Origin of the sequence: Acidovorax sp. K2F (assembly GCF_025246485.1) — a bacterium.
GTDB lineage: Bacteria > Pseudomonadota > Gammaproteobacteria > Burkholderiales > Burkholderiaceae_C > Acidovorax > Acidovorax delafieldii.
This window is the reverse complement of the sequence record NZ_JAOBSQ010000045.1, coordinates 16,852-43,154: the sequence shown is the minus strand read 5'-3', so window position 1 is coordinate 43,154 and position 26,303 is coordinate 16,852. Positions and strand designations below refer to the sequence as shown.

Annotated in this window: 24 protein-coding genes; 7 read left to right on the top strand and 17 right to left on the bottom strand. The window is 63.2% G+C overall.

Annotated features, from left to right (window positions below):
- Positions 1 to 3: 3 nt before the first annotated feature.
- The 8 genes from N4G42_RS17205 to N4G42_RS17170 form a co-directional block, all read right to left on the bottom strand.
- On the bottom strand, positions 4 to 270 hold the full coding sequence (locus N4G42_RS17205) for a metal/formaldehyde-sensitive transcriptional repressor (RefSeq protein WP_056064906.1): 267 nt from the start codon (positions 268 to 270) through the stop codon (positions 4 to 6).
- Between the two features lie 218 nt (positions 271 to 488).
- Positions 489 to 1,799 (bottom strand): citrate synthase, encoded by a 1,311-nt coding sequence (locus N4G42_RS17200; protein ID WP_056064903.1) that lies wholly within the window; start codon positions 1,797 to 1,799, stop codon positions 489 to 491.
- Between the two features lie 59 nt (positions 1,800 to 1,858).
- Positions 1,859 to 2,185, bottom strand: coding sequence for a succinate dehydrogenase assembly factor 2 (locus N4G42_RS17195; protein WP_260668026.1), 327 nt, complete (start codon positions 2,183 to 2,185; stop codon positions 1,859 to 1,861).
- A gap of 33 nt (positions 2,186 to 2,218) precedes the next feature.
- Positions 2,219 to 2,923: a succinate dehydrogenase iron-sulfur subunit gene (locus N4G42_RS17190; protein ID WP_015015057.1), complete on the bottom strand. Its 705-nt coding sequence runs from the start codon at positions 2,921 to 2,923 to the stop codon at positions 2,219 to 2,221.
- A gap of 21 nt (positions 2,924 to 2,944) precedes the next feature.
- Positions 2,945 to 4,753: a succinate dehydrogenase flavoprotein subunit gene (sdhA, locus tag N4G42_RS17185; protein WP_008906046.1), complete on the bottom strand. Its 1,809-nt coding sequence runs from the start codon at positions 4,751 to 4,753 to the stop codon at positions 2,945 to 2,947.
- 22 nt (positions 4,754 to 4,775) lie between these two features.
- Entirely contained in the window at positions 4,776 to 5,141 is a 366-nt protein-coding gene (gene sdhD / locus N4G42_RS17180; protein ID WP_015015055.1) for a succinate dehydrogenase, hydrophobic membrane anchor protein, read from the bottom strand.
- 63 nt (positions 5,142 to 5,204) lie between these two features.
- Positions 5,205 to 5,639: a succinate dehydrogenase, cytochrome b556 subunit gene (gene sdhC, locus N4G42_RS17175; protein WP_056064896.1), complete on the bottom strand. Its 435-nt coding sequence runs from the start codon at positions 5,637 to 5,639 to the stop codon at positions 5,205 to 5,207.
- 133 nt (positions 5,640 to 5,772) lie between these two features.
- A complete protein-coding gene (locus tag N4G42_RS17170; protein WP_056064891.1) occupies positions 5,773 to 6,561 on the bottom strand; it encodes a GntR family transcriptional regulator in 789 nt (262 codons plus the stop codon).
- Between the two features lie 236 nt (positions 6,562 to 6,797).
- On the opposite strand from N4G42_RS17170, the gene N4G42_RS17165 reads away from it, so the two are divergent.
- The 6 genes from N4G42_RS17165 (at position 6,798) to sbmA (ending at position 16,066) form a co-directional block, all read left to right on the top strand.
- Positions 6,798 to 7,784, top strand: coding sequence for a malate dehydrogenase (locus N4G42_RS17165; protein ID WP_056064888.1), 987 nt, complete (start codon positions 6,798 to 6,800; stop codon positions 7,782 to 7,784).
- A 20-nt stretch (positions 7,785 to 7,804) separates the two neighbouring features.
- Positions 7,805 to 8,872, top strand: coding sequence for an HpcH/HpaI aldolase/citrate lyase family protein (locus N4G42_RS17160; protein WP_260668025.1), 1,068 nt, complete (start codon positions 7,805 to 7,807; stop codon positions 8,870 to 8,872).
- Positions 8,873 to 8,904: 32 nt separating this feature from the next.
- Positions 8,905 to 9,546, top strand: a complete 642-nt coding sequence (locus N4G42_RS17155) for a hypothetical protein (RefSeq protein ID WP_056064883.1) — start codon at positions 8,905 to 8,907, stop codon at positions 9,544 to 9,546.
- Positions 9,547 to 9,634: 88 nt separating this feature from the next.
- Positions 9,635 to 12,226: a bifunctional aconitate hydratase 2/2-methylisocitrate dehydratase gene (gene acnB / locus N4G42_RS17150; RefSeq protein ID WP_099730771.1), complete on the top strand. Its 2,592-nt coding sequence runs from the start codon at positions 9,635 to 9,637 to the stop codon at positions 12,224 to 12,226.
- Positions 12,227 to 12,370: 144 nt separating this feature from the next.
- Positions 12,371 to 14,926: an ankyrin repeat domain-containing protein gene (locus tag N4G42_RS17145; RefSeq protein WP_260668024.1), complete on the top strand. Its 2,556-nt coding sequence runs from the start codon at positions 12,371 to 12,373 to the stop codon at positions 14,924 to 14,926.
- Positions 14,927 to 15,076: 150 nt separating this feature from the next.
- Positions 15,077 to 16,066 (top strand): peptide antibiotic transporter SbmA, encoded by a 990-nt coding sequence (sbmA, locus tag N4G42_RS17140; protein ID WP_260668023.1) that lies wholly within the window; start codon positions 15,077 to 15,079, stop codon positions 16,064 to 16,066.
- A 104-nt stretch (positions 16,067 to 16,170) separates the two neighbouring features.
- Here sbmA and N4G42_RS17135 read toward each other — a convergent pair whose 3' ends face one another.
- The 7 genes from N4G42_RS17135 to cyoA are packed head-to-tail and all read right to left on the bottom strand — an operon-like array spanning position 16,171 to position 22,981.
- Positions 16,171 to 16,716, bottom strand: coding sequence for a response regulator transcription factor (locus N4G42_RS17135; protein WP_056064872.1), 546 nt, complete (start codon positions 16,714 to 16,716; stop codon positions 16,171 to 16,173).
- Between the two features lie 19 nt (positions 16,717 to 16,735).
- The gene (locus N4G42_RS17130; protein WP_260668022.1) at positions 16,736 to 18,067 is read right to left on the bottom strand and encodes an ATP-binding protein; all 1,332 of its coding nucleotides are present in this window, start codon (positions 18,065 to 18,067) and stop codon (positions 16,736 to 16,738) included.
- Positions 18,042 to 18,860 (bottom strand): SURF1 family protein, encoded by an 819-nt coding sequence (locus N4G42_RS17125; RefSeq protein WP_260668021.1) that lies wholly within the window; start codon positions 18,858 to 18,860, stop codon positions 18,042 to 18,044. The genes N4G42_RS17130 and N4G42_RS17125 overlap by 26 nt, the downstream gene beginning before the upstream one ends.
- Positions 18,860 to 19,282: a cytochrome o ubiquinol oxidase subunit IV gene (cyoD, locus tag N4G42_RS17120; protein WP_116747561.1), complete on the bottom strand. Its 423-nt coding sequence runs from the start codon at positions 19,280 to 19,282 to the stop codon at positions 18,860 to 18,862. The genes N4G42_RS17125 and cyoD overlap by 1 nt, the downstream gene beginning before the upstream one ends.
- Entirely contained in the window at positions 19,283 to 19,918 is a 636-nt protein-coding gene (gene cyoC, locus N4G42_RS17115; RefSeq protein WP_015015041.1) for a cytochrome o ubiquinol oxidase subunit III, read from the bottom strand. It lies immediately after the preceding gene.
- Positions 19,911 to 21,914, bottom strand: coding sequence for a cytochrome o ubiquinol oxidase subunit I (gene cyoB / locus N4G42_RS17110; RefSeq protein WP_260668020.1), 2,004 nt, complete (start codon positions 21,912 to 21,914; stop codon positions 19,911 to 19,913). The genes cyoC and cyoB overlap by 8 nt, the downstream gene beginning before the upstream one ends.
- Before the next feature lie 8 nt (positions 21,915 to 21,922).
- Positions 21,923 to 22,981: a ubiquinol oxidase subunit II gene (gene cyoA, locus N4G42_RS17105; protein ID WP_116747559.1), complete on the bottom strand. Its 1,059-nt coding sequence runs from the start codon at positions 22,979 to 22,981 to the stop codon at positions 21,923 to 21,925.
- A 261-nt stretch (positions 22,982 to 23,242) separates the two neighbouring features.
- Here cyoA and N4G42_RS17100 point away from each other — a divergent pair, with 261 nt between their 5' ends.
- On the top strand, positions 23,243 to 24,583 hold the full coding sequence (locus N4G42_RS17100; protein WP_260668018.1) for an MFS transporter: 1,341 nt from the start codon (positions 23,243 to 23,245) through the stop codon (positions 24,581 to 24,583).
- A 280-nt stretch (positions 24,584 to 24,863) separates the two neighbouring features.
- On the opposite strand, the gene tolA is transcribed toward N4G42_RS17100, so the two are convergent.
- A complete protein-coding gene (gene tolA / locus N4G42_RS17095) occupies positions 24,864 to 25,838 on the bottom strand; it encodes a cell envelope integrity protein TolA (protein WP_260668016.1) in 975 nt (324 codons plus the stop codon).
- A 31-nt stretch (positions 25,839 to 25,869) separates the two neighbouring features.
- Positions 25,870 to 26,292 carry an ExbD/TolR family protein gene (locus N4G42_RS17090; protein WP_056064849.1) on the bottom strand — a complete coding sequence of 141 codons (423 nt, stop codon included), beginning with the start codon at positions 26,290 to 26,292 and terminating at the stop codon, positions 25,870 to 25,872.
- Positions 26,293 to 26,303 lie beyond the last annotated feature (11 nt).

The window sequence follows — 26,303 nt, the reverse complement described above, 5'->3', positions numbered from 1 at the left end:
GGTCTATTTGAGGTAGGAGCGAAGCAGCGCCAGCGTTTCGTCAATGGCCTGCTGGGACGGGGCCGGTTTTTCCGCCAGCGTCTCGCGCACGTGGCTGTCGAGCAGGTCGGCCATCAGTCCGTGCACGGCGCCTCGCATGGCCGCCAGCTGCTGCAGGATGGGGGCGCAGTCACTGCCCGCCTCCACCGCGCGCTCCAGCGCCTCGGCCTGGCCCTTGATGCGGCGCAGCCGGGTGATGGCGCGTTGTTTGTCTTCGGCAGTGTGGGGCATGGTCAGGCGGCTGGCTGGTCGTTCACTGGGGTGTACTGGGTGGCAGTATAAAAGACAAGCACATATGCTGATTGCGCTACAGGCATTAAAAGGGCTATTACTCAGGGGGAGTATTCAGGAATTGGCAGTGAACCCCTCTCGATGAGCCATGAAAAAAGCCCGCAGGCACTGCCTGCGGGCTTTGTAGGGTGTGGGAGCGGCGCAGTGCGCCGCTCCGATCAGCGGCTGGCCAGGGGAGGCACGTCGCGGCGCACGGAGCCGGTGAACAGCTGGCGGGGGCGGCCGATCTTGTACTCGGGGTCGCCGATCATTTCGTTCAACTGGGCAATCCAGCCCACGGTGCGGGCCAGGCTGAAGATGCCGGTGAACAGGTTCACTGGGATGCCGATGGCGCGCTGCACGATGCCGGAGTAGAAGTCCACGTTCGGGTAGAGCTTGCGCTGCACGAAGTAGTCGTCTTCCAGGGCGATCTTTTCCAGTTCCTTGGCCAGCTTGAACAGCGGGTCGTTTTCCAGGCCCAGCTCGGCCAGCACTTCATTGCAAGTCTCTTGCATGAGCTTGGCGCGGGGGTCGTAGTTCTTGTACACGCGGTGGCCAAAGCCCATCAGCTTGACGCCGGAGTTCTTGTCCTTGACCTGCTTGATGAAGTCGCCGATCTTTTCCACGCCGCCTTGGGCCTGGATGTCGTACAGCATGTTCAGTGCAGCTTCGTTGGCGCCGCCGTGGGCAGGGCCCCAGAGGCAGGCCACGCCCGCAGCGATGGCGGCGAACGGGTTGGTGCCCGACGAGCCGCACAGGCGCACGGTGGAGGTCGAAGCGTTCTGCTCGTGGTCAGCGTGCAGGATGAAGATGCGGTCCAGCGCTCGTTCGAGTACGGGGTTGACCTTGTACTCTTCGCAGGGCGTACCGAACATCATGCGCAGGAAGTTGCCTGCGTAGCTCAGGTGGTTCTGCGGGTACATGTAGGGCTGGCCCATGCCGTACTTGTAGGCCATGGCGACCAGCGTGGGCATCTTGGCGATCAGTCGAATCGCGGCGATCTCGCGGTGCTGCGGATTGTTGATGTCCGTGCTGTCGTGGTAGAAGGCCGACAGGGCACCCACCAGACCGGTCAGCACAGCCATAGGGTGCGCGTCGCGGCGGAAGCCACGCAGGAAGAACTGCATCTGCTCGTTGACCATGGTGTGGTTGGTCACGCGGCTGGTGAAGTCGGTCTTTTGTGCTGCGTTGGGCAGATCGCCGTACAGCAGCAGGTGGCAGGTTTCCAGGAAGTCGCAGTTCTCAGCCAACTGCTCAATGGGGTAGCCGCGGTACAGCAACTCGCCCTTGTCGCCATCGATGTAGGTGATGGCCGACTGGGTGGCTGCTGTGGACAGGAAGCCCGGGTCGTAGGTGAACATGCCCGTCTGCGCATACAGCTTGCGGATGTCGATGACGTCCGGGCCGATGCTGCCCTGATAGACCGGCAGGTCCACGCTGGGGCTGCCGTTACTGAACGACAGGGTGGCTTTGTTGTCAGCTAGCTTCATTGTTACTTTCCTTGGGTAGGTTGCCGATACGAATCCGGTCTTGGTGCGAGGGCTGGGTGTCAGGCATGCACTGCCGTGGCGCCACCGCTTTGTCTCAGCATGCCGAGCACTTCACGCGCTTCTTGTGTGTCTTGTTCGCCCGAGGGCTCTCGCCGCCGCAGCAGCAGGTCCAGCAGGTCGTTGTCCGCCAGATCCATCAACGCGTTGAGGCCCTGGGCATTGCGCCTCGTCAGCGTCGATTCGAAGCGGTGGAAGAACTTCTCGATGAACAAGTCGTTCTCCAGCAAGCCGCGCCGGCAGCGCCAGTGCAGTTTGCTCAGCTCGCGTTCGTCCAGCAGCGGCGAGGCCGCCTCTGGCGCGATGGATGGGGTGGATAGCGTTTGCATGGACCGGTGTGTAGGACGATGAACGGGCCGCGCTCAGATGGCGCGGCGCACCATCAATTCCTTGATCTTGCCGATGGCCCGGGTGGGGTTCAGACCCTTGGGGCACACGTCCACGCAGTTCATGATGGTGTGGCAGCGGAACAGGCGGTACGGGTCTTCCAGGTTGTCCAGGCGCTCCGTGGTGGCTTCGTCGCGGCTGTCGGCGATGAAGCGGTAAGCCTGCAGCAGGCCAGCGGGGCCCACGAACTTGTCGGGGTTCCACCAGAAGCTGGGGCAGCTGGTGGAGCAGCTGGCGCACAGAATGCACTCGTACAGGCCGTTCAGCTCTTCACGCTCCTCGGGCGACTGCAGGCGCTCGGTTTCGGGCGGCACGTTGTCGTTGACGAGGTAGGGCTTGATGGAGTTGTACTGCTTGAAGAACTGCGTCATGTCCACGATCAGGTCGCGGATGACGGGCAGGCCGGGCAGGGGCTTCAGGACCACGGTGCCGGGCAGCGTGTTCATGTTCGTCAGGCAGGCCAGGCCATTCTTGCCGTTGATGTTCATGGCGTCCGAGCCACAAACACCTTCGCGGCAGGAGCGACGGAACGACAAGGTGGGGTCTTGCGCCTTGAGCTTCATCAGGGCGTCCAGCAGCATGCGTTCGCTGCCGTCGAGTTCGACTTCGACGGTCTGCATGTAGGGCTTGGCGTCCTTGTCAGGATCGTAGCGGTAGATTTGGAAGGTGCGTTTTGCCATGGTGGGTGCTCCTGTATCCGTTTAGAACGTGCGAACCTTGGGCGGAACTGAGTCCACGGTCAGGGGTTTGAGTTTGACGGGCTTGTAGGTCAGGCTGTTGCTCTCGCTGTGCCACAGGGTGTGCTTCATCCAGTTGGCATCGTCGCGGCCCAGTGGTGCCACCGGGTCATCGGCGGGGCGTTCGTAGTCGCTCACGGTGTGGGCACCACGGCATTCCTTGCGTGCAGCGGCAGACACCATCGTGGCTTGCGCAGCTTCGATCAGGTTCTCGACTTCCAGCGCTTCGATGCGCGCGGTGTTGAACACCTTGGAGTGGTCCTTCAGGCCCACGCTATTCACACGGTTGCGCAGCTCGGCGATCTTCTTGACGCCTTCGTCCATGCTCGCTTGCGTGCGGAACACACCGGCGTGCAGTTGCATGCTGGCGCGGATGTCGTTGGCCACGTCCTGGGCATATTCGCCGCTGCTGGCGCCTTGCAGGCGGTTGAGGCGCTCCAAGGTGCGGTCGGCCGCATCCTTGGGCAGGGGCTTGTGGTTCTTGTTCTTGTCGTTGAACTCAACGATGTGGTTGCCGGCTGCGCGGCCGAACACCAGCAGGTCCAGCAGCGAGTTGGTGCCCAAGCGGTTGGCGCCGTGCACCGATACGCAAGAGCATTCGCCCACCGCGTACAGGCCGTTGACCACGAGGTTGTCATTGCCGCCTTGTTGCACCACCACCTGACCATTGATGTTGGTGGGGATGCCGCCCATCTGGTAGTGGATGGTGGGCACCACAGGGATCGGCTCCTTGGTGATGTCCACGTTGGCGAAGTTGACGCCGATTTCGTACACCGAGGGCAGGCGCTTGTGGATGGTTTCTGCGCCCAGGTGGTCCAGCTTGAGCAGCACGTAGTCCTTGTTGGGACCACAGCCACGGCCTTCCTTGATTTCCTGGTCCATCGAGCGGGACACGAAGTCGCGCGGTGCCAGGTCCTTCAGTGTGGGCGCATAGCGCTCCATGAAGCGCTCACCGTTGCTGTTGAGCAGGATGGCGCCTTCACCGCGGCAGCCTTCGGTCAGCAGCACGCCCGCGCCGGCCACGCCGGTGGGGTGGAACTGCCAGAACTCCATGTCTTCCAGCGGAATGCCGGCGCGTGCTGCCATGCCCAGGCCGTCACCGGTGTTGATGAAGGCGTTGGTCGAGGCAGCAAAAATGCGGCCTGCGCCACCGGTGGCCAGCAGCGTGGTCTTGGCTTCAAGAATGTGCAGATCGCCGGTTTCCATCTCCAGCGCGGTCACGCCCACCACGTCGCCGTCGGCGTCGCGGATCAGGTCCAGGGCCATCCACTCCACAAAGAAGTTGGTGCGGGCCTTAACGTTTTGCTGATACAGCGTGTGCAGCATGGCGTGACCGGTGCGGTCGGCTGCAGCGCAAGCGCGTTGCACGGGCTTTTCACCGTAGTTGGCGGTGTGGCCGCCGAAGGGGCGCTGGTAGATCGTGCCGTCGGTGTTGCGGTCAAAGGGCATGCCCATGTGTTCCAGGTCGTACACGACCTTGGGGGCTTCGCGGCACATGAACTCGATCGCATCCTGGTCGCCGAGCCAGTCGGAGCCCTTGATGGTGTCGTAGAAGTGGTAATGCCAGTTGTCTTCGGACATGTTGCCCAGCGAAGCGCCGATGCCGCCTTGGGCAGCGACGGTGTGCGAACGGGTGGGGAATACCTTGGAGAGAACCGCAACGTTCAGGCCCGCGCGGGCCAGTTGCAGGGATGCCCGCATGCCGGAGCCGCCGGCTCCGATGATGATGACGTCGAACTTGCGCTTGGTGATGTTGGCTTGTGTGTAGCTCATTGTGTACCTTCAATCGCGGGAATCAGAGACGCCACAGAACCTGGATGCCCCAGCCGGCGCAGCTGACCAGCCAGACAATGCTGAACACTTGCAGTGCCAGACGCAGGCCCACGGGCTTGATGTAGTCCATCAGGACTTCGCGCAGGCCGACCCACGCATGCCAGGCAATCGCGACAATCACGGAGAAGGTCAGCACCTTCATCCATTGGGCCGAGAAAATGCCCGCCCATTTGTCGTAGCCGATGGGGCCTTTGGAGAAGATGACCTGGGCCAGCAGGGCCAGGGTGAACAGTGCCATCAGGACTGCCGTGACACGCTGGCTGAGCCAGTCGCGCAGGCCATAGTGGGCGCCGACGACGACGCGCTTGGAACCGTAATTGACGGACATGGAAATTTCCTCTCGTTCTTCAGCAGGCGCTGGCTGGCAGCGACCGCCGTTTTTGTGGGTTGATCAGTACAGACCGAAAAGCTTGGCGCCCAGCACCAGGGCCAGCCCAATGCTGATGACCAGAACGGTCAGGGCAGAGCTCTTGCCAAATTGCTTGTTCACGGCGCTGTGGCTCACGTCCATCCACAGGTGGCGCAGGCCGGCAGTGAAGTGGTGCAGATAGGCCCAGATCAGGGCCAGAGCGACCAGCTTGATGAACCAGCCGGGTACAAAACCGATGCCGATGTTGAAGGCCGCCGAGAATTTGGCGAACGAGATTTCGGAAGACACCGAGGTGTCGAACATCCAGATGATGAAAGGCAGCAGCAGGAACATGATCAGTCCGCTGGCGCGGTGCAAGATCGAAACCCACGCGGCAGGCGTCATGCGGTAGGTCGTCAAGTCCTTGAAGGCATTGATGTTGCGGAATTCAGGCCGTTTTTTGGCTAGTTCTGTCATTTCTGGTGCTTTCGTGGATGTAACTGCTTTGTAATTTGAAGATGCAAAGAACGCAAAATTCTATTGCAACGCAACACAAGGGTTTAGCCGGGCTTGAAATTTTCGACGTTAATGCTCGGGTGCCAGCCTGCTGTCAGCTCAATTCATTACGGTAGTGGTGGGTATCGGTGCGATACAGCCCGCGGCGTAACTCCATGGGAACATCGTTGTAGGTGTAGGCAATGCGCTCGACGCTCAGCAGTGGTGTCACGGGTGTGATTTGCAGCAGTTGGGCTTGTTCCTCGTCGGGCAGCACGGCGCGGATTTTTTCTTCGGCCCGCACCATGCGCACGCCAAAGTCGAGTTCGAACATGGCGTAGGTCGGTCCCTGGTAGTTGGCGAGCTGCTCGGCCGTCAGGCCTTTGAAGGCTTGTCCGGGCAGCCAGATGTCTTCTAAAATGGTGGGCACTCCTGCAAACGACAGGATGCGCCGGGCCTGCATGACGGCATCGCCGCTGCGCAGCGCCAGTGCGCGGGCCACATCGGCGTTGGCCCGCACGCGGCGGCAATCGATCACGCGGCGCTGCGCAGGGCCTTCCACGCGGGCGTCTCCGGTGTCGGGCAAAAGCTTCAGAAATCGGTATTGCACATGCTGCTCGGCGTGGGTGGCGACAAAAGTGCCTTTGCCCTGCCGGCGCATCACCAGGTTCTCTGCGGCCAGTTCGTCAATCGCCTTGCGTACGGTGCCCTGGCTGACGCGAAAACGTGCAGCCAGCTCCATTTCGCTCGGAATGGCCTCGCCAGGCTTCCATTCGCCCTGCTGCAGGCTTTGCAGGATCAGCCCCTTGATCTGTTGGTACAGCGGGCTGAACGCTGGCGTGGCGGCTCCCGCTGCGCTCTGCGGGGGCGCGGGGCTGTCTGCTGCGAACGGAAGCGATGACATGGTGTGGGATCTGTAAGTTGTGCGTGTGTTGTGGTGCGGCAGTGCGGTTGCCACATGACAATCGAACGACAAACGGGGTGCAATCATATCTTATATAAGACATAAGACAAATTGACCGGGGTGTCCAATCAGGGGTAAACTCCAATGCTGTTTTGCGGGGCACGGGCTACTGGTGACAGGCGCTGGTGCTTGCGTTGCACTCACACCTGTTTTCCTCACTTCCTGGAGTTTTCACCATGAGCAAGAAGCCCGTTCGCGTTGCTGTCACCGGCGCCGCCGGTCAAATCGGTTACGCACTGCTGTTCCGTATCGCCTCCGGCGAAATGCTGGGCAAGGACCAGCCGGTCATTCTGCAATTGCTCGAAGTCCCTGTCGAAGGCCCTCAAAAGGCGCTCAAGGGCGTGATGATGGAGCTGGACGACTGTGCCTTCCCCCTGCTCGTCGAAATGACCGCCCACAGCGATCCCATGACGGCCTTCAAGGATGCCGACTATGCACTGCTGGTCGGCTCGCGCCCACGTGGCCCTGGCATGGAGCGTGCCGAGCTGCTGGCCGTCAATGGCGCCATCTTCACGGCACAAGGCAAGGCCCTGAATGCCGTGGCTTCGCGTGACGTGAAGGTGCTGGTGGTGGGCAACCCTGCCAACACCAATGCCTACATCGCCATGAAGTCGGCCCCTGACCTGCCACGCAAGAACTTCACGGCCATGCTGCGCCTGGACCACAACCGCGCTGCCAGCCAGATCGCCGCCAAGACCGGCAAGGCTGTGGCCGACATCGAAAAGCTGACCGTGTGGGGCAACCACTCGCCCACGATGTACGCCGACTACCGTTTTGCCACCATCAAGGGCGAAAGCGTGGCCAAGATGATCAACGATCAGGAGTGGAACGCCAACACATTCCTGCCCACCGTTGGCAAGCGCGGCGCCGCCATCATTGAAGCCCGTGGCCTGTCGTCGGCAGCGTCTGCAGCCAATGCCGCCATCGACCACATGCGCGACTGGGCCCTGGGCACCAACGGCAAGTGGGTCACCATGGGTGTTCCATCCAACGGCGAATACGGCATTCCCAAGGACACGATGTTTGGTTTCCCCGTGACCTGCGAAAACGGCGAGTACAAGATTGTTGAAGGTCTGGACATCGACGCGTTCTCGCAAGAGCGTATCAACATCACGCTGGCCGAACTGCAAGGCGAGCAAGACGGCGTCAAGCACCTGCTGTAATCAAGCTGGTAAACGACGCGATGCAGCCGACGCCTTTGGCATCGGGCCTTCGGGCCGTCCAAGCCTCTGTACCGGGGCCGGGCGCTGCGTCCGTCCATCCGCGCGATGTGTTGCTCGGCGTCCAGGCGCAGACTGGTTTTTTGCCAGTCTGCGACCACTACAGCGGCGTGGAAGTGCGCATGCGCAAAAGCCTGCAATTGCAGGCAGAGATGACGCAGGAATTTGGCACCTGCGTCTTTGATGTCACTCTCGATTGTGAAGATGGCGCGCCTGTCGGGCTGGAGTCCAAGCATGCGTCGCTGGTGGCACGCCTGGCAGCCGCTGCGGCCCCAGAGGCTCGGGTAGCGGCTCGTGTTCATGCGGTGGATCACCCAGCTTTTGCCAATGATGTCGCCACCATTGTGGGCGAGGCAGGACACAGGCTGTGTCATCTCATGGTGCCCAAGGTCGAGTCGGTGGACGATGTGCTGTTGGCTGAACGTGCGTTGGAGCGCGCGTCGGCGGCTCATGTGCCTCTGCATGTGTTGATCGAGTCCCCCGCTGCCGTGCAGCGCGCTTTTGAAATCGCTTCCCACCCCCGCGTCCAGAGCCTGAGTTTTGGTCTCATGGATTTTGTGTCCGCCCATGGAGGCGCCATTCCCGCGCAGGCCATGACCTCTGCCGGGCAGTTCACGCACCCGCTGGTGGTGCGTGCCAAGCTCGAAATCGCCTCGGCGTGCCACGCGCATGGCAAGGTGCCTTCCCATTGCGTGGTGACTGAGTTTTCGGACATGGCAGCCCTGCAAGGTGCTGCCGGCCGCGCATCGCGCGAGCTGGGCTACACACGGATGTGGAGCATCCATCCGGCGCAGATCCGCACCATCCTGCAGGCCTTTGCGCCCCTGCAGGACGATATCGACACCGCAGCCCGGATCATTTCGGCGGCAGCCTTGGAGGACTGGGCACCCATCAGTGTGGATGGGGTATTGCATGACCGTGCCAGCTACCGCTTTTATTGGCAGATTCTGGAGCGCGCCCAAAGCACTGGGCGCGCACTACCCTTGGCGGTGCGTCACTGGTTTGACGCATCGACTCTCGTTCCATCGTGAACACCCCTGGACATTTCCACGCAGGACTTCCCATGAAATTCGTCATTGCCTCCGCTCTCATGTTGCTGGCTCCGGCCTTTGCCTTGGCACAAACAACAGCCCAGCCAGCGGCCAAGTCCGACACCAAGGCTGCAGCCAAACCCGCTGCCAAGCCAACCGCCAAGACGGCCGCCAAGCCAGCAGAGGGCAAGACCGCAGCTAAGGCTCCCGCCAAGAGCCATGCCACTGCCAAGGCCGAACCCACCAGCAGCCGTACCCAGCTCAAGAGCGCCACCAACCAGGTGGCGGCCGGCATCATCGCCGCTGAAGCAGCCCTGTCGCCCGCCGAACTGGCGATTGCAGAGCGCGTGCACGTTGGGCGCATGCCCTGTGAGCTCGGTGCTTTTGTCACTGTGACAGCCGATCCCGCCACCCCAGGCCACTTCCATGTGGAAGGCAAGGGTTTCAAGTACTACATGTCGCCGGTCGCGACGACCACGGGCACGGTGCGCCTGGAGGACGCCAAGGGTGGTGCCGTGTGGCTGCAGATCGCCAACAAATCCATGCTGATGAACCAGCGCGCTGGTCAGCGTCTGGCTGACGAGTGCATGAGCCCTGAGCAGGTGGTGGTGGCAGAAGCCATCAAGAAGAACCCGCCTGTGAGCGTGCTGGACCCGCTGCCCGCCACCAAATAAAAAACCGCGCGCACCCATCAACGACTGGTGTGTGCCGAGCCGAACGCTACACGCTACGCCCCACTTTAGAACGCAACTGGAGAAAACAATGTTGAAAGCCTACCGAGACCATGCTGCCGAACGCGCCGCACTGGGTATCCCCCCTCTGCCCCTGGACGCCAAGCAGGTGGCTGAGCTGATCGAATTGATCAAGAACCCACCCGCTGGTGAAGAGGCCTTTTTGCTTGACCTGCTCACCCATCGCGTGCCGCCTGGCGTGGACGACGCTGCCAAGGTCAAGGCCAGCTTCCTGGCTGCCGTGGCGCACGGCGACATCACCGTGGGTCTGATCTCCAAGGCCAAGGCCACGGAACTGCTGGGCACCATGGTGGGTGGCTACAACGTGCACCCGCTGATTGAATTGCTGGACGATGCCGAAGTGGCAGGTGTGGCCGCAGAGGGTCTGAAGAAGACGCTGCTGATGTTCGACTTCTTCAATGACGTCGCTGTGAAAGCCAAGGCAGGCAACGCCAAGGCGCAGGAAGTCATCAAGAGCTGGGCCGATGCCGAGTGGTTCACCACCCGTCCTGAGGTCGAGAAGAAGATTACCGTCACGGTGTTCAAGGTGCCCGGTGAGACCAACACTGACGACCTGTCGCCCGCACCGGATGCCTGGAGCCGCCCAGACATCCCGCTGCACTACCTGGCCATGCTGAAGAACACCCGCCCTGATGCGGCGTTCAAGCCCGAAGAAGACGGCAAGCGTGGTCCGATGCAGTTCATCGAAGACCTCAAGAAGAAGGGTAACCTCGTGGCCTACGTGGGCGACGTGGTGGGCACCGGCTCCAGCCGCAAGTCGGCCACCAACAGCGTGATCTGGGCCACCGGCCAGGACATCCCGTTCGTGCCGAACAAGCGTTTTGGCGGCGTGACCCTGGGCGGCAAGATCGCTCCCATCTTCTTCAACACGCAGGAGGACTCGGGCTCGCTGCCGATCGAAGTCGATGTGTCCAAGCTCGAAATGGGCGACGTGGTCGACATCCTGCCCTACGACGGCAAGATCGTGAAGAACGGCGCCACCGTGGCCGAGTTCAAGCTCAAGAGCGATGTGCTGTTTGACGAAGTGCGTGCGGGCGGCCGTATCAACCTCATCATTGGCCGTTCGCTGACGGCCAAGGCGCGCGAGTTCCTGGGCCTGCCAGCCTCCACGCTGTTCCGCCTGCCCCAAGCACCTGCCGCATCGAAGGCCGGCTTCACCCTCGCTCAGAAGATGGTTGGCCGCGCCGTGGGTCTGCCAGAAGGCCAGGGCGTGCGCCCCGGTACCTACTGCGAACCCAAGATGACGACCGTAGGCTCGCAAGACACCACCGGTCCGATGACCCGCGACGAGCTGAAAGACCTGGCTTGCCTGGGCTTCTCTGCCGACCTGGTCATGCAGTCGTTCTGCCACACGGCGGCCTACCCCAAGCCCGTGGACGTGAAGACCCACCGCGAACTGCCTGCGTTCATCAGCAACCGTGGTGGCGTGGCCCTGCGTCCTGGCGACGGCGTGATCCACAGCTGGCTCAACCGCCTGCTGCTGCCTGACACCGTGGGTACGGGCGGCGATTCACACACGCGTTTCCCCATCGGTATTTCGTTCCCCGCAGGCTCTGGCCTGGTGGCTTTCGGCGCTGCTACGGGCGTGATGCCTCTGGACATGCCCGAGTCGGTGCTGGTGCGCTTCAAGGGCGAAATGCAGCCGGGCGTGACGCTGCGCGACCTGGTGCACGCGATTCCGCTGTACGCGATCAAGGCTGGTCTGCTGACGGTGGCCAAGGCGGGTAAGAAGAACATCTTCTCGGGCCGCATTCTGGAAATCGAAGGCCTGCCCAACCTGAAGGTCGAGCAAGCGTTTGAGCTGTCGGACGCTTCGGCAGAGCGTTCCGCCGCCGGTTGCACCATCAAGCTCAACCCTGAGCCGGTCAAGGAATACCTCACCAGCAACGTGGTGCTGATGAAGAACATGATCGCTGACGGCTATGCCGATGCCCGCACGCTGCAGCGCCGCATAGAGAAGGTCGAAGCCTGGCTGGCCAACCCCAACCTGCTCGAAGCCGACAAGGATGCCGAATACGCAGCCGTCATCGAGATCGATCTGGCCGACATCAAGGAACCCATCCTGTGCTGCCCCAACGATCCGGACGACGCCAAAACCCTGTCGGAAGTGGCCGGCACCAAGATCGATGAAGCCTTCATCGGCTCTTGCATGACCAACATCGGCCACTTCCGCGCGGCCGCCAAGCTGCTCGGCGGTAGCCGTGACATCCCCGTCAAGCTGTGGGTGGCACCGCCCACCAAGATGGACGAGAGCGAACTGATCAAGGAAGGCCATTACGCCAACTTTGGTGCTGCCGGCGCCCGTACCGAAATGCCCGGCTGCTCGCTGTGCATGGGCAACCAGGCGCAGGTGCGCGAAGGCGCTACGGTGGTGTCCACCTCCACCCGCAACTTCCCCAACCGCCTGGGCAAGAACACCAACGTGTTCCTAGCCTCCGCCGAGCTGGCCGCCATCGCGTCCAAGCTGGGCAAGATCCCCTCGGTGGCTGAATACCACGAAGCCATGGGTATCGTGAACAAGGACGGCGCTTCGATCTACAAGTACCTGAACTTCGACCAGATCGAAGAGTACGCAGAAACCGCCAAGGGCGTCACCGCCTGATCCTCGCGTTTTTTGCGCAACAGAAGCGGCCCTCAGGGGCCGCTTTTTTTTGGCCCACCTTGGGTGTCACACAAACGTCATCCATTCGTCACTATGCTGGAGCCCATAACAAGACATCCACAACAACAACAAAAGGAGGGAGCCATGGGCAACACCATGGGACGAGGGGTTTTGCTGGTTTTCTGCGCCATCTTTGCGGTGGTGTTCGGTGCTGGTGGGTATTGGGCAGGTTTGCGGCCCTTGGCTGAAACGGCGCTGGCAGTCTGGACCGTACGCTCATGGCAGCCTGTGCCGGCCCAGGTGCTGGATGTGCAACTGAAGCAGCACGCGGGCAGCGAGGGTGGCACCACCTACCAGGTGCTGGCCCGGTACCGCTACACCGTGGCGGGCCAAACGTACGAAGCGCAGCGCGTGGGGCTGGACCCGAACTCCAGTGCCGACAACGTCGGCGACTGGCAGGCGCAATGGCACCGCGCCCTGCGCCAAGCGCAGGAGCGGGGCGAATCCATCACCGCCTGGGTCAACCCCAAGGCCCCGGCCCAAGCCCTGCTGGACCGCAGCATCCGCTGGCGGCTGCAAATTTTTCGGCTGCCGTTTGCCCTGGTGTTCACCGGCGTCGGGGGGGCTGCTGCATGGATGTTTCTGCGCATCTTGAGGCGCCCCCAGGACGATGTGCCAGACCTGGAGCCAACGCATTCCCTGGCCAAGGGGCAGGGGGCGCTGTGGTTCTTCGCGGTATTCTGGTGTGGCATCGCTTTCCCTATGGCCGCCTTGTTCTGGTCGGACGGCAAAGGGCCCTGGTGGGCCAAGGGCTTCATGGGCGTCTTTGTGGTGATCGGCGTGGGCCTGGTCGCTGCCGCCTGGCAGAACAGCCGCAAGGCCTGGCGCTACCAGGGGGTTGGTATGACGGCCCTGCCATCGCGGCCCACGGCGGGGCGATCGGTCGAAATCACGCTGGTGTTGCCTGCGCGGGCTGTGCAGCAAGCGGGGTCCGAAAACCTGCGCATGCAGCTGGCGCAATACCGTGTGGACGAATCCAGCTCCGGTTCGCCCGAGCGCCAGGTGGAGGTACTGAACGCCACGGCGCGGCACCAGTCGACGGGCGATGGCGGCATGCGACTGGTAGCGCGTTTTGAACTGCCTGATGACTCCCCCACCCATGGTTCGCGGCGCGGTGGCGAGCGGGTGGACTGGCGACTGGAACTGGTGCGCGCCGATGGTGCGCTGGAGCTGGCGTATGACCTGGCGGTCCAGGCCGCCACCCCGTCCTGGGCTGAGGCCGCTTCGGTGCCGGACCGCTTTGACCGGCGGGCGCAGTGGACGCAGGAAGTCCCCATCGAGCAGGTCGTCTTGGGCCGCGATGCCGCCTCTCAGCCGTTGGATCTACCGGGCATGGGGAAGTCTGCTGAATCCCCAGGCTTTCTTCCCCCTGGCGTGCGTTTGACCGAGACGCCAGATGCCTGCTCCCTCGCGTTCACGCAGACCGCTTGGCGCTGGTCCGCGGCGGTGGCCCTGGCTTTGCTGGCGCTGGAGTGGTGGGTGAACGACCGCATCCAGCCCCGCGCCCTGGTGCTGCCGAGCGGCTTTTGGGGTTGGTTGGCTGTGTTGGTGCTGCCTGCCTGGGCCTTGCATGCCGCCACCCGGCGGTGGACGCTGCGGGTGCAGGACGATGGCCTGGTCGTGCGTCGCGGCTCTTGGGTTTGGTCTCGCGTGGCGACGTTGCCAGGCGAGTCCAGCCAGTCGCTGGTGCACAAGCTGCAGTTCACGGCGGGGACCCAGGCCTACCACGCGGTGCTGGGCAAGGATGCATCAGGGCATTCGCAAACGCTGACACCAGGGCTGAGCGGCACGGCTGCCGCGCAGGCCGTGGGCCAGGCCGTGGCACGTGCGTGGCTGGATCGTCGGGGGCGCTTCACGCCAGGGGCGCAGCGGCCCCAGGTGGCTGCCCATTCACGCACAGCCTGGGGTGGTTGGGCATGGCTCTTGGCCTTTGGCTTGCTCGTGTGGTGGGCCCATGGCGGGCGTGCGGTGTGGGGGGCAGGTCGCAGCGCTGTACTGCAAGCCCCTGCGGCAGTGGCTTCATCGCGCATTTGGGCGCCTGCAGATGCCCGCCTGATGGACGCTCAGAACGCGGGCGATGCCAGCGCACTGGCGCAGGCCCTGCGCGATGGCGCCAACCCCAACCTGCTGGCAGACACCGGCTCCTCCGTGCTGATGCTGGCCGCCCACCGGGGGCAGTTGGCGCATGTGGAGGCGCTGCTGCAAGCCGGGGCCGAGCCCGATCTGCGGCAGACGGCCAAGGACAGCGAGCGCGGCGATACGGCCCTGCTGCGGGCCTTTTATGGCGGCCATCTGGCGGTGGCGCAACGCCTGGTGCAGGCGGGTGCCAGCCTGCAAGCCCGCAACCGCTGGGACTGGGGCCCCGTGCACATGGCCGCGCAAAGCGGCTGCGTGCCTTGCCTGGATTGGCTCAAAGAGCAAGGGCAATCGCTGACCGAACCCGCGCCCGCCAGCCGAGGCGAGACCCCCGCCATGCTGGCCGCAGCCAAAGGGCGGGTGGCCGTGCTGCGTTGGCTGGATGAGCAGGGAGTGGATCTTTCGCAGAAAGACCCGCACGGAAAGAGCGCGTTGGATTGGTCGCGCTGGGGTGGGCAGCAGGCGGCTCAGGAATGGCTGGAGCAAAGGGCCCGGCCGCGCTAGCCAGAGGCTGGCGCCGAGTCTGCGCGCGGTGCGAAGGCTGGTTGGCCGGTGTCTGCCCCGGCGGCAGGCGATCAGTGGCATTGTTTACTGCGGAACGATCATTGCGTGTGGCACTCAGAATTCGCAGAACCATTCCAACACGGCACTACGATGTTCAAGTCCTTCTTTTTCGCCCGCCGCTGGTGGGCCTGGTCCATCTTGGGTTCTCTCGTCATTCTTCTGGCCACGGCTTACCGTGTGCAGCTGGACGTGCAGGTCAACGACTGGTTCGGCAGCTTTTACGATCTCATACAGGAGGCTCTGGGTAAGCCTGGCAGCATCACCGCAGAGCAGTTCTGGGGACAGCTTTCAACCTTCGCGCGCATTGCCATGATCTATGTGACGACGGCGGTGCTGGCGGATTTTTTCAGCAAACACTACATCTTTCGTTGGCGGCAGGCGATGAATGAGCACTACATGGCGGCCTGGCCACGCCTGCGGCACATCGAGGGTGCGGCACAGCGTGTGCAGGAGGACACCATGCGTTTCGCCCGCACGATGGAAGATCTGGGCCTGAGTTTCATGCGCAGCCTCATGACGCTCGGGGCCTTTCTGCCGGTGCTCTGGACGCTGTCCGACAAAGTCACTGCGCTGCCCTTGATCGGCGCCGTTCCGCATTCCCTGGTCTGGGTCGCACTGGCCTGGTCACTGGGGGGCACGCTGCTGCTGGCCTGCGTGGGTGTGAAGCTACCGGGGCTGGAGTTTCACAACCAGCGGGTGGAGGCGGCGTACCGCAAGGAGCTGGTGCTGGGCGAGGACGACCCGAACCGGGCTTCTCCGCCCACGGCGGCTGAGCTGTTCGCGGGTGTGCGCCGCAATTACTTCCGGCTGTTTTTCCACTACCTGTACTTCGATGTGGTGAAGTGGTCTTACCTGCAGGTGAGTGTGCTGGTGCCCCTGGTGGCTTTGGGCCCCACGCTGATCGCGGGGGTGATCACCCTGGGGGTGATGCAGCAGATTGCCCGGGCCTTTGACAAGGTGCTGGAGTCGTTCCAGTTTCTGGTGCTGAACTGGAGCACGGTGGTGGAACAGATATCGATCTACAAGCGTTTGCGCGCTTTCGAGCAGCAGATGCTGAAGGCGGTGCCTGAGGCTGCCTGAGTGCTGTTTGGGAGCCGCAGGAGCGCGTGACCGGCCGTGCAGATTGCGCCCCGCGAGATGGATCGGCACCGAAACAGGGGAGGGCGGGTCCAAAGCCGTTGCGGCTAACGCACCTGTTTCTTTTCGAGCTTGCGTGTGAGGGTGCGGCGGTGCATACCCAGGCGCCGCGCGGCCTCTGACAGGTTGAAGCCTGTTTCAGCCAGCACCTCGTTGATGCGTTCCCATTCCAGCGTCTTGATGGAACTGGAACGGTTGGTCAGTTCCACCTCGGCATTGCCTTCTTTGAGCCCAAACGCAGCTTCAATGTCGTCGGTGTTGGAGGGCTTGGCGAGATAGTGGCACGCGCCCAGTTTCACGGCTTCCACGGCGGTGGCAATGCTTGCAAAACCCGTGAGCACCACGATCAGCATCTCGTCGTCAGCGGCGTGCAGTGTCTGCACGCAGGCCAGGCCTGAGGCCTCTCCCTTGAGCTTGAGGTCCACCACCGCATACCCGGGCTGGTGCTGCTCCAGCAACACCTCTACGTCGGCCAGGCTCGCTGCCTGCAACACGCTATAGCCGCGCCGTTCAAACGAGCGGGCCAGCGTGCGCGCAAAGGCTTCGTCGTCCTCGACGATCAGCAGCTGTCGTTGCGCTTCTTCAGTGTCCACGGTGGGTTCTTTCGTTCATTCATACCTTCGGGGGGAGCGCAATCGAGGCCAGGGGCAATTCGATGGTCACCTGTGCGCCCCCTTCGGGACGGTTACGCGCCTCCACGCTGCCACCCAGGGTTCGGGCCACGTTCAGCACCAGATACAGCCCCAACCCTCCGCCAGGGCGGTTTTTGGAGGACTGGTAGGGCGTACCCAGTTTGGACAGCATGTCGGGCGCAAAGCCGGGGCCGGCATCGGTCACAGTCATGCACAGGGCGTCGGCATTGCGCGTGACCGCCAGCCGCACCCAGCCTGGCGAGGCGTCGCGTGCATTGTCCAGCACATTGAAAACCATTTGCTTGAGCGTGGTGTCCGACACCATGGACGTGTCGGTGCCGAAGTCGTTGTCGTAGTCAAACTGGGGGATCGTGCGGGTGCTGCGCCACTCCTGTGCCAGCGCATCGACAAACTTGCGCACAGTGGTCTGCACCGACGCCTCGCCGCGCGTTTCACCCGCCGAGAGCAGGATGCCGCTCACGATGCTCTTGCACCGTTGCACCTGGGTCTGCATCTCGGCAATGTCTTCCTTGAGCGCGGCGTTGCTGGCCAGTCGCTTGTCGTGTTGCCAGTCGCCCAGGATCACCGCAAGGGTGGACAGCGGGGTGCCCAGTTCGTGCGCAGCGCCGGACGCCAACAGGCCCATGCGCACGATGTGTTCTTCTTCCACGCGGCGCCGGCGTGCGGCCGCCAGGCGGGCATCGCGCTCGCGCAGGTTGCGGTTGATGCGGGTGATGAACACCATCACCAGCGTGGCGTTGAGCACAAAACACACCAGCAGCCCAAGCACATACAGGCTCGACAGGCCCTGGTGCAGATCCTGGGGCAGGGCCAGTGGCAGGTGGTGATCTGCCAGCGCCGCAAAGCACAGGACGGTGATGATCACGATGGACCAGATGTAGGCACCGCGCAGCAGCACGGCGCCAAGCGTGATCTGCAACAGGTACAAAAACACGAAGGGGTTGCTGGTGCCACCGCTCAGGTACAGCTGCACCGTGAGCACCGCCACGTCGATCAGCAGCGCTAGAAACAGCTCCACATTGCGCACCGCTCGGCCCGTGCGCAGGCGCAGCAGGCTCACCACGTTGAAGACCGCCAGGCAGCCGACCACGAGCAGCATCTCCTGCAGCGGCAGCTTCAAGCCCAGGCTGTAGTGCGCCATCTCGATGGTGAACACCTGGCCCACCACCGCAATCCAGCGCAGCTCGATCAGTTGCTGGAGGTTCTTGATCCCGGCGGCGGCGTCGGCGGAACGTGCATTGCGCGGCGCAGTGGCCAGCGCAGGGTCAGGGCGTTGTGGGAGGGTGTTCATCGTCGGTCGGGAGGCGGCTGGTGGCGCGTGCGCCCAGGCGGCGCTCATAGCGTGCCACATACCAGCCGGCAACGACAACCATGAGCGCAAGACCATACCAGGTCAGGGCGTACACCAGGTGGCTGTTGTGGAACCGGATGACGGTCAGGCCAGCGCGGGGCCAGCCGGAGGCGGTTGAAGACGCCGCTGCGGTACCCGGAAGTCCGGCGTCCACAAAAAATGGAGCCGCCCGGGTCAGACCCAGCGCGCTGCTGATGGCCGCCACGTCGCGCGAGTACCAGCGCTGTTGCGCCGGGTCGTTGGTGCGCAGAAAGCCGCCGCCCGGCTCTGGCATGCGCAACAGCCCCTGGACGGTGGCCGTGCCATCGGCGGGTGGCTGGGCCTCCAGCCATTGGGCGCGTTGCTCCTGGGGCACAAAGCCCCGGTTCACCAGCACCTGGGTGCCGTCATCCTGTTGCAGGGCCGTCATTACCCAGAACCCCGCGCCCAGCTCGGTGACCGCCTGCGTCAGCACCGTTTTGCCGGGCAGCCAGCGACCCTGAAACACCACCGGCAGGTACTCATGCTGTGCGGCACGGATGTCAGACCATTGCTCCACAGGGGGCAGTGCGGCTGGTGCGGCGTGCACCCGTTGGTCTACTCTTTCGATGAGGTCCAGCTTCCAGGCACGGCGCTGGACCTGCCAGGTGCCCAGCGACACAAAGCCCAGGAACAGGGCCATGCCCAGCACCAGCAGGACTGCGCGGCGCAACCCCCGGCGCGGCAGTGCCATGGTGGTGGGGGCTGCAGGCATCAGGGCGTGGAGTGTCCAGGCGCCTCGTGCGTGGGCGGCGTGGGCGTGGGGTGCTCGGGCATCATGTTGGCGTTCATGTGGAACATCACCCACAAGGTCCCCGCGATGGCGATGGCCACGAACACCACCGTGAAGATGGTAGACAGCAGGGTCCAGCCGCCTTCGATCTTGCCGTTCATGTGCAGGAAGAACACCATGTGCACCAGGATCTGGATCACGGCGAAGCCGCCCAGCACCAGCACAGCCGTGTTGCGGTCCGCAATCACCTTGGCCATCACCAGCCAGAAGGGAATGGCAGTGAGGATGACGGACAGCACAAACCCTGTCACATAGCCCGAAAAGGTGCTGTGGGGGCCTGCGTCGTGGTGGTGATCGTCATGCCCATGCGCATCGTGCGCGTGTGTTGCGTGTTGTGCGCTCATTTACAGCACCCCCATCAGGTACACAAAGGTGAAAACGCCGATCCAGACCACGTCCAAGAAGTGCCAGAACATGGACAGGCACATCAGGCGGCGGTTGTTCTCGGGGATCAGGCCATGCTTGCCAATCTGGACCATCAGCACCACCAGCCAGATCAGGCCGAAGGTGACGTGCAGGCCGTGGGTGCCCACCAGCGTGAAGAACGCCGACAGGAAGGCACTGCGCTGCGGGCCTGCGCCCTCGTGCAGCAGGTGTGAGAACTCATACAGCTCCAGGCCCAGGAAGCACAGGCCAAACACGCCCGTGACCGCCAGCCACAGCAGCGTGCCCTTCACGTCGCCCAGCTGCTTGCGCAGCATGGCAAAACCGAAGGTGATGGACGACAGCAGCAGGAAGGCGGTGTTGATGGCCACCAGGGTCAGGTCGAACAGCTGCGCGCCGGTGGGGCCTGCGGCATAGCTGCGGCCCAGCACGCCGTAAGTGGCGAACAGTGCTGCAAAGATGAGACAGTCGCTCATCAGGTACAGCCAGAAACCCAGGGCCGTGCCGTTTTCAGGATGGGGCTCGTGCGCGAGGTGGTACTCACGCGGGGCCAGGGCGCCTGCTGCGGCGCCAGCGTGGATGCGGATATCAGACATGGCGGGCCAGTTGGAGTGTGCGGGCTTCTTCGGTGGAGATCACTTCGGATGCCGGGATGTAGAAGTCACGCTTGTAATTGAACGTGTGGATGATGGCGGCCAGAACGACGGCCGCAAACGAGACGCCCGCCAGCAGCCACATGTGCCAGATCAGTGCAAAGCCGAACACCAGCGACAGCCCTGAGATCACCACGCCGGCGCCAGTGTTGGCAGGCATGTGGATGGGCTGGAAGCCCGCCAGAGGGCGCTTGTATCCATGCTTCTTCATGTCCCACCACGCGTCGATCTCGTGCACCACGGGGGTGAAGGCGAAGTTGTAGTTGGGTGGAGGCGAAGAGGTGGCCCATTCCAGCGTGCGGCCGTCCCAGGGGTCGCCTGTCCAGTCGCGCAGTTGTTCGCGCTTGAAGAAGCTGACCACCAGCTGGATCAGGAAGCAGCCAATGCCGGCGGCAATCATGGCCGCGCCGATGGCAGCGATGACGAACCAGATCTGCAGCGACTGGTCTTCGAAGTGGTTGGCACGGCGGGTGACGCCCATCAGGCCCAGCACATACAGCGGCGTGAACGCCACCCAGAAGCCCACCAGCCACAGCCAGAAGGAGCGCACGCCCCAGGTGCGGTCCAGCTTGTAGCCAAACGCCTTGGGGTACCAGTAGTTGATTCCGGCAAACATGGCAAACACCACGCCGCCGATGATCACGTTGTGGAAGTGGGCGATCAGGAACAGGCTGTTGTGCAGCACGAAGTCGGCCGGGGGCACGGCCAGCAGCACGCCGGTCATGCCGCCGATGGCGAACGTGACCATGAACGCCACGGTCCACATCATGGGCAGCTCAAAGCGGATGCGGCCCTTGTACATGGTGAACAGCCAGTTGAAGATCTTCGCGCCCGTGGGGATCGAGATGATCATCGTCGTGATACCGAAGAAGGTGTTCACGCTGGCACCCGAACCCATGGTGAAGAAGTGGTGCAGCCACACCAGGTACGACAGGATGGTGATACACACCGTGGCATACACCATGGACGTGTAGCCGAACAGGCGCTTTTTGCTGAACGTAGCGACCACTTCGGAGAACACACCGAACGCGGGCAGCACCAGGATGTACACCTCAGGGTGGCCCCAGATCCAGATCAGGTTCACGTAGAGCATGGGGTTGCCACCCAGCTCGTTGGTGAAGAAGTTGGTGCCCACGTAGCGGTCCAGCGACATCAGCACCAGCGCGGCCGTGAGCACGGGGAACGACGCCACGATCAGTGCGTTGGTGCACAGGGCGGTCCAGGTGAACACGGGCATCTTCATCAGGCTCATGCCCGGCGCGCGCATCTTGATGATGGTCACGATCAGGTTGATGCCCGAGAGCGTCGTGCCCACCCCCGCTATCTGTAGCGCCCAGATGTAGTAGTCCAGGCCGGTGCTGGGGCTCTGCGCCCCCAGGTTGGACAGTGCCAGCCAGCCGGAGGTGGAGAACTCGCCCAGGAACAGCGACACCATCACCAGCACGGCGCCGGCCGTGGTCATCCAGAAGCTGAAGTTGTTCAGGAACGGGAACGACACGTCGCGCGCGCCGATCTGCAGCGGCACCAGGTAGTTCATCAGGCCGGTGACCAGCGGCATCGCCACGAAGAAGATCATGATCACGCCGTGGGCGGTGAAGATCTGGTCGTAGTGGTGCGGAGGCAGGTAACCCATGTTGTCGCCAAAGGCCATGGCCTGCTGCAGGCGCATCATCACGGCGTCGGCAAAGCCGCGCAGCAGCATCACCAGGCCCAGGATCATGTACATGATGCCGATGCGTTTGTGGTCAATGCTGCAGATCCAGTCGCGCCACAGGGGGGCCCACAGGCGGAACTTGGTGATACCGGCCAGAACGACCAGGCCGCCCAACACCACGGCAATGAAGGTGGCCAGCACGATGGGCTCATGCGCCATCGGTACGGCGTCCCAGCTCAGGCGGCCCAGCGCCCAGTGGGATGGAGAAAGGGTTTCGGAGGACATAGGAGTGCTCATTGACGGATGCTGGCGCCAGTCGTTGGTGCCGGTGCGTTGCGGGTTTCGAGTGCGGCCACCACCTGGGCGGCGTTTTGCACGGTGCAGACGTCCTGGGGTAGGTTCAGCCCTGCAGCGCGCATGTAAGCGTCGCCACCCAGGGCATCGATGGCCATCATGTGGTGCATGCACATCTTTCCGTCTTCGACGCAGCGGTTGAGCACCTTGTCGTACAGGCCTTCTTCCACCGAGGCAAAGCGCTGCACCGGATCACGTTCGCTGGGCTTGACCAGGTTCAGGTAGGTGCCCTTGTCCAGGGGCTTGCCTTCGGTCTTGGCCTTTTGCACCCACTGGGCAAAGTCCTCGTTGCTCAGGCCATGGAACTTGAACGTCATGCCCGAGAAACCCGCGCCGCTGTAGTGCGACGACATGCCCTTGAACACGCCAGGCTTGTTGATCACCGCGTTCAGCTCGGTCTGCATGCCGGGCATGGCGTAAATCATGCCGGCAAGGTCTGGCACGTAGAACGCGTTCATGGTGGATGTGGCCGTCAGCTTGAACAGGATCGGGCGGTCCACCGGTGCCGCCACTTCATTCACGGTGGCGATGCCTTGCTCGGGGTAGAAGAACAGCCACTTCCAGTCCATGGCCACTACCTGCACTTCAAGCGGCTTCACATCGGCGGGCACGGCGCGCTGCGCGTCGATGCGGTCCAGGGGACGGTAGGGGTCGAGCTTGTGGGTGCCGATCCAGGTGATGGCGCCCAGCGCAATGATGATCAGCAGCGGCACGGTCCAGATCACCAGCTCCAGAGTGGTGGAGTGGTGCCATTCCGGGTCGTACTCGGCCTCGGTGTTGCCCTGACGGTATTTCCAGGCAAACAGCAGGGTGAGCGCGATCACGGGCACGATGATGATCAGCATCAGCAGCGTGGCGGTGATGACCATCTGGCCTTGCTGGGCAGCGACGTCACCGGCAGGGTTGAGCACGACAGCCTTGCTGCAGCCTGCCAGGCTACCCAGCGCTGTCAGGGCGAGCAGCCAGGTGGGCCCACGAAGTTGGGGAAGTTTGAGCATGTGTAGAGCGCGATCAATGCGTTTCAGGGTAAACGCGGACAACGGGATGTGTGCGAATGTACTAGCGCTAGCTTTTTTGTCGATTGGACATTTTGTCCAAGGTCAAAAGCGCAGGCTGTTTTTGCACCAATGTGGTGCATTCAAGGGCTTTGAAGGACATTTCCTGCAGTCGGCATAGTGAAACCGCACTTGTGGCCCACAGAAGTTGCGTGTAGAACGGAGCGGTCTGAGTTAGCTACACAACGTCAAGGAGCCATGTTCATGAGCAGCCCCGCCACTGCCACTTACCCTGCGGCCGGTTTTCACGAAAGCGCCGCCTCTCTCTCGCGGGCTGATACGCATGAAGACGTCACCCCCAGCGAAATCGCTGTGGGCGTGATCATCGGACGCTCGTCCGAGTATTTCGACTTCTTCGTTTTCGGGATCGCCTGCGTTCTTGTCTTCCCGTCCTTCCTGTTTCCCTTCCTGTCGCGCCTGGACGGCACGCTGATGGCCTTTGCGCTGCTGGCCGTTGCCTTCGTGGTCCGCCCGGTGGGTACCGCCATCTCCATGGCCATCCAGCGGCGCTGGGGGCGGGGCACCAAGCTGACCATTGCGCTGTTCGTGCTGGGCGTCTGCACGGTGGGCATGGCCTTTTTGCCGGGCTACAAGGATGTGGGCACTTCAGCCATCGTGGCGTTGCTGATCCTGCGTGTGGGCCAGGGCTTGGCGCTGGGTGGTTCGTGGGACGGCTTGCCGTCGCTGTTGGCCATGTCGGCCCCCAAAGAGCGCAGGGGCTGGTACGCCATGATCGGCCAGCTGGGCGCGCCTCTGGGCTTTGTGCTGGCTGCGGGCCTGTTTGCCTACCTGTACAGCAGCCTCACGGTGCAAGAGTTTCTGGCCTGGGGCTGGCGTTATCCGTTTTTTGTGGCCTTTGCCGTGAACGTGGTGGCCCTGTTTGCCCGCCTGCGTCTGGTGGTGGGGCAGTCGTACTCCGAACTGCTCAAGGACCGCGAGTTGCAGCCCGTGCCGGTGAGCCGCGTCATGCGTGATGAAGGCAGCAACGTGTTGCTGGGCGCCTTTGCGGCGCTGGCCAGCTTTGCACTGTTCCACCTGGTCACGGTTTTCCCGCTGTCGTGGATCACGCTGTACTCCGACCAGCCAGTCACCCAGATCCTGGGCGTGCAGATCGTCGGCGCGTTCCTCGCGGCGGGCGCCATCATGGTGTCGGGCTGGCTGTCGGACCACCTGGGCCGCCGCAAGCTGCTGGGCGGCATGGCCGTGCTGATTGGCGTGTTCAGCTTCATGGCGCCGGTGTTGCTCAACACTGGCGAAGTGGGCAGCACCATGTTCCTGCTGCTGGGCTTTGTGTTGCTGGGCCTGTCGTACGGCCAGGCATCGGGCACGGTCACGGCCAACTTCTCGCCGCAGTATCGCTACACCGGCGCGGCCCTGTCGGCCGACCTGGCCTGGATCATTGGTGCAGCCTTCGCACCGCTGGTGGCCCTGTATCTGTCGTCGCAGTTCGGTCTGCTGGCAGTGACGGTGTACCTGCTGTCGGGTGTGGCCTGCACGCTGGGCGCGCTGAACCTGAACCGCCGCATGGAGCGGCGCGACCGCTGATGCATGCTGACGAACTGCTATTGAATGTATAGCTTGCAGCGCATGTTCCACTAGCGCTACCAGCATAAAAGGCTCAAAAAGCGCCCGGTTGTGCCGGGCGCTTTGCTTTGGGGGGCTTGCAAAGCACGGCTCAGTCCATCGTAACGGGGCACACTGCCACAAGGGCTCAGACGCAGGCGGTCAGCGCTCCTGCGGCGTGGGTTCCAGCAGCGCATCGGCAACGAGGCGAAGTCCCACGGCAGAAGTGCAAGCCCCGCGAGACGGGGGGCTCGGGTCACGCTCAGTCCTGGGGTTTGAAGCCGATGATTATCGGCACAGAAGGCACGCGCCCGTCCACATCGCGCGGCAGCGTCTCGGTCTTGTCCAGGGCACGCAGCACCGCGTCGTCCCAGGCCTTGTTACCGCTGGACTGCACCAGGCGCTTGCCCACGATGGTGCCGTCGGGCGACAGCCGTACCTCGACCTCGGCACGCGGGTTGCCCGAGATAGCGTCCGGGTACACGATGTTAGGCTTGACCTTGGCCGCCACCTTGCCGCCATAGCTGCCCGAGGGGCCCGCACTGCGCTGGGCCGTGCCGGTGGCGTTTTCGCCTCCAGTGGCACCTATCATGCCCTGGATGCGGCGCATGTTGTCTTCGCGCATCTTGGCCAGCTGCTTTTCTTCCGCCTCCGCCTTGCGCTTGGCGGCCTCGTCGGCCTTGCGTTTGTCTTCCGCCAGCTTCTTCTGCTTGTCCTGCTCGGCCTTTTTCTGTTCGGCCAGCTGCTTTTCGCGCTGTTCCTTTTCTTTGTCGCGTTCTTTTTGCAGGCGCTCTTTTTTCTCCTGCTCCAGGCGGTCGCGGCGTTCTTCTTCCTTGCGCTCACGCTCGCGCTTTTCGCGCAGCTGCTGTTGCTCGCGGGCTTTCTTTTCCTGCTCCAGGCGCTTCTTCTCGCGCTCGATGGCGATGTCCGCCTCCCGTGTGTCGGGCGGCTCGGCCGCACGCACGGGGGGGGCAGGGGGCGGGGGAGGGGTGACCTGCTGCACAGGCGGTGGTGGCGGGGGCGGTGGGGGCTCCACAGCGCGCGGCGCAGCCTGGGTGGGCACGGCGGCCCACAACTCAGCTTCTACGGCGGGCTGGTCGGCCGTGTTCTTCCAGTTCACACCCCAGGTCAACGCGCCGATCAGCACTGCATGCACCAGCACCGCCAGCGTGATGGCGCGCAGGCGCGCCGGTGGACGGGGCGGGGCAAACTGGTCGCGGTCGGTGTGGGCGTGCATGGGCGTCTGAGCGGTGCCGGGCGGGTTCGGTTCAACCGCCTTGCTTGACCGACAGGCCTACGCGTTGGACGCCTGCCTTTTGCAGGGCGTCCATCGCCTTCACCACGGTTTCGTACTGCACGCCCTTGTCGGCGCTGATGACCACGGCGCTCTCGGGCCCCTGGCCCTTTTGCCAGCGGCTGGCTGCATCGCCAATCTCCCGCTGGTTCAGGCTGCGCGTGGCTTCGGGGGTCTTGAACTGCAGCGTGCCGTCCTTGTTGACGATGACCTGGGCCACCACCTTGGGCATGTTCTTGCTCTTGCCCACGCTGGGCACATCGACCACGCCGGGTGTGAGCATGGGCGCCGTCACCATGAAGATGATGAGCAGCACCAGCATGACGTCAATGAACGGGACCATGTTGATCTCGTTGATGGTGCGGCGGCCTCGGCCGCGGGATGCCATGGCGGGCATGGGGTGCCTCC

Excerpts from the sequence above, each read along its gene's own strand:
- N4G42_RS17205 (WP_056064906.1), bottom strand. The coding sequence starts at position 270 with ATGCCCCACACTGCCGAAGACAAACAACGCGCCATCACCCGGCTGCGC.
- N4G42_RS17200 (WP_056064903.1), bottom strand. The coding sequence starts at position 1,799 with ATGAAGCTAGCTGACAACAAAGCCACCCTGTCGTTCAGTAACGGCAGC.
- N4G42_RS17195 (WP_260668026.1), bottom strand. The coding sequence starts at position 2,185 with ATGCAAACGCTATCCACCCCATCCATCGCGCCAGAGGCGGCCTCGCCG.
- N4G42_RS17190 (WP_015015057.1), bottom strand. The coding sequence starts at position 2,923 with ATGGCAAAACGCACCTTCCAAATCTACCGCTACGATCCTGACAAGGAC.
- sdhA (WP_008906046.1), bottom strand. The coding sequence starts at position 4,753 with ATGAGCTACACACAAGCCAACATCACCAAGCGCAAGTTCGACGTCATC.
- sdhD (WP_015015055.1), bottom strand. The coding sequence starts at position 5,141 with ATGTCCGTCAATTACGGTTCCAAGCGCGTCGTCGTCGGCGCCCACTAT.
- sdhC (WP_056064896.1), bottom strand. The coding sequence starts at position 5,639 with ATGACAGAACTAGCCAAAAAACGGCCTGAATTCCGCAACATCAATGCC.
- N4G42_RS17170 (WP_056064891.1), bottom strand. The coding sequence starts at position 6,561 with ATGTCATCGCTTCCGTTCGCAGCAGACAGCCCCGCGCCCCCGCAGAGC.
- N4G42_RS17165 (WP_056064888.1), top strand. The coding sequence starts at position 6,798 with ATGAGCAAGAAGCCCGTTCGCGTTGCTGTCACCGGCGCCGCCGGTCAA.
- N4G42_RS17160 (WP_260668025.1), top strand. The coding sequence starts at position 7,805 with ATGCAGCCGACGCCTTTGGCATCGGGCCTTCGGGCCGTCCAAGCCTCT.
- N4G42_RS17155 (WP_056064883.1), top strand. The coding sequence starts at position 8,905 with ATGAAATTCGTCATTGCCTCCGCTCTCATGTTGCTGGCTCCGGCCTTT.
- acnB (WP_099730771.1), top strand. The coding sequence starts at position 9,635 with ATGTTGAAAGCCTACCGAGACCATGCTGCCGAACGCGCCGCACTGGGT.
- N4G42_RS17145 (WP_260668024.1), top strand. The coding sequence starts at position 12,371 with ATGGGCAACACCATGGGACGAGGGGTTTTGCTGGTTTTCTGCGCCATC.
- sbmA (WP_260668023.1), top strand. The coding sequence starts at position 15,077 with ATGTTCAAGTCCTTCTTTTTCGCCCGCCGCTGGTGGGCCTGGTCCATC.
- N4G42_RS17130 (WP_260668022.1), bottom strand. The coding sequence starts at position 18,067 with ATGAACACCCTCCCACAACGCCCTGACCCTGCGCTGGCCACTGCGCCG.
- N4G42_RS17125 (WP_260668021.1), bottom strand. The coding sequence starts at position 18,860 with ATGCCTGCAGCCCCCACCACCATGGCACTGCCGCGCCGGGGGTTGCGC.
- cyoD (WP_116747561.1), bottom strand. The coding sequence starts at position 19,282 with ATGAGCGCACAACACGCAACACACGCGCACGATGCGCATGGGCATGAC.
- cyoC (WP_015015041.1), bottom strand. The coding sequence starts at position 19,918 with ATGTCTGATATCCGCATCCACGCTGGCGCCGCAGCAGGCGCCCTGGCC.
- cyoB (WP_260668020.1), bottom strand. The coding sequence starts at position 21,914 with ATGTCCTCCGAAACCCTTTCTCCATCCCACTGGGCGCTGGGCCGCCTG.
- cyoA (WP_116747559.1), bottom strand. The coding sequence starts at position 22,981 with ATGCTCAAACTTCCCCAACTTCGTGGGCCCACCTGGCTGCTCGCCCTG.
- N4G42_RS17100 (WP_260668018.1), top strand. The coding sequence starts at position 23,243 with ATGAGCAGCCCCGCCACTGCCACTTACCCTGCGGCCGGTTTTCACGAA.
- tolA (WP_260668016.1), bottom strand. The coding sequence starts at position 25,838 with ATGCACGCCCACACCGACCGCGACCAGTTTGCCCCGCCCCGTCCACCG.
- N4G42_RS17090 (WP_056064849.1), bottom strand. The coding sequence starts at position 26,292 with ATGCCCGCCATGGCATCCCGCGGCCGAGGCCGCCGCACCATCAACGAG.